We start from the raw sequence: 1,486 nt of genomic DNA, 5'->3' as shown, positions 1-1,486 counted from the left end.
CTTAGGTTCAAGGGGTCGTCGCAACACCGCTTGGCTTTAGACGGTGAGTAGATCACGTAGACGCTCGGCTGGGGTATCCCAGCCGAGCGTCTTGCGTGGGCGGCTGTTGAGCTCCTGCGCGACGTGTTCGAGGTCTTCGGGACCGTGCAGGCTCAGGTCGGTGCCCTTCGGGAAGTACTGCCGCAGCAGCCCGTTGGTGTTCTCGTTCGAGCCGCGCTGCCAGGGAGACGCCGGGTCGCAGAAGTAGACGGGCATGTCGGTGGCCATGCTGAACTGCCGGTGACGTGCCATCTCGGCGCCCTGGTCCCAGGTAAGCGAGCCGCGCAGGTGGGCGGGCAGGGTTTGGACGGTGCGGACGAGCCCGTCACGCACGGTCTCGGCGTCGTGGGTCTCGCCCGGCAGGTGGACCAGCATGGTGTAGCGGGTGCTGCGTTCGACCAGGGTGGCGATCGCGGAGCGTCCGCCCGCGCCGACGATCAGGTCGCCCTCCCAGTGGCCCGGCACCGCCCGGTCCTCAACGTCGGCGGGACGGTCGCTGATCATCACCATCGGGTCGATGAACCGGGACGTGCGCCGTTCGGGGTTCCGGCGCGGTTTGCGACGCGTGCGACGGGTGCGGACGGCCGCCTGGACCTCCCGCTTCAGGCCGCCGCGGGCCTGGAAGTACAGGGCCTGATAGATCGTTTCCACGCTCACCCGCATGCTCTGGTCGTCCGGATGGGTCTTGGCCAGAGCGTGGCAGATCTGTTCCGGGGACCACCGCTGGCGCAGGCCGTCCTGGACGAAGTCGCGCAGCGGACCTTCAGCCAGCAGCTTGCGCTCCTTCGGGCGGGGCCGGCGCGCGGCGGACGCTCTGTGAGCCGCGTAGGGGTGGTAGTCGGCGGTCCCCGAGTTGTTCCGCAGCTCGCGCGAGATGGTGCTGGCCGGGCGCCCCAGGGCCCGTCCGATGGCCCGCATCGACTGGCCGGCGGCGCGGAGGTCGCGTATCCGCTCGCGCTCGGAGAGCGAGAGGAGTCTGGGGTGCAGCTTCTTCTCAAGGGATTTGAGGCTCACCGGCCTCACCGGTGCAGCGATGATCACACCGGGCATCGTGACGGTTCCCGTCGTGTAGTTCACACGCCGGCCGTCGGGGTGGATCCGGGAGTTGCTGGACTTCCGGATGCCCCAGTCCCAGTCCTGGGCTGTGCGAGGGTGCGCCCCGACCCGCTCGGCGGCCTCCCGCCTGGAGACGCCCCGGGCCCGCAACTTCAGGTACTCCTCGCGCCCGGGGTGGCCCAGGTGCCCGTAGTTCACGCCGGCCTTGCGGGCCAGCGTGAACGCCGTGTTTAGGTTCAGCCCCAGCTCACGTGCTACGGGGGAGACGCTTCCCACGGCATCAAGCCGTTCGAAGAACAGCCTCTTCAAATCCGGATCGAGCCTCTTGCCGCCCACGGTCCTCGCAACTCCCATGATCATGAGTGTTGCGAGGACCGCTAGAACCTAAGGT

The 1,486-nt window shown here is 68.6% G+C and carries 1 protein-coding gene; it reads right to left on the bottom strand.

Annotated features, from left to right (window positions below; all coding sequences use genetic code 11):
- Positions 1-36: 36 nt before the first annotated feature.
- Positions 37-1,251 carry an IS30 family transposase gene (locus ACZ7NC_RS45585; RefSeq protein WP_471498368.1) on the bottom strand — a complete coding sequence of 405 codons (1,215 nt, stop codon included), beginning with the start codon at positions 1,249-1,251 and terminating at the stop codon, positions 37-39.
- Positions 1,252-1,486: the final 235 nt, after the last annotated feature.

The organism is Streptomyces sp. NPDC111802, from assembly GCF_055634335.1.
This window is presented reverse-complemented; position numbering and strand designations above follow the sequence as displayed.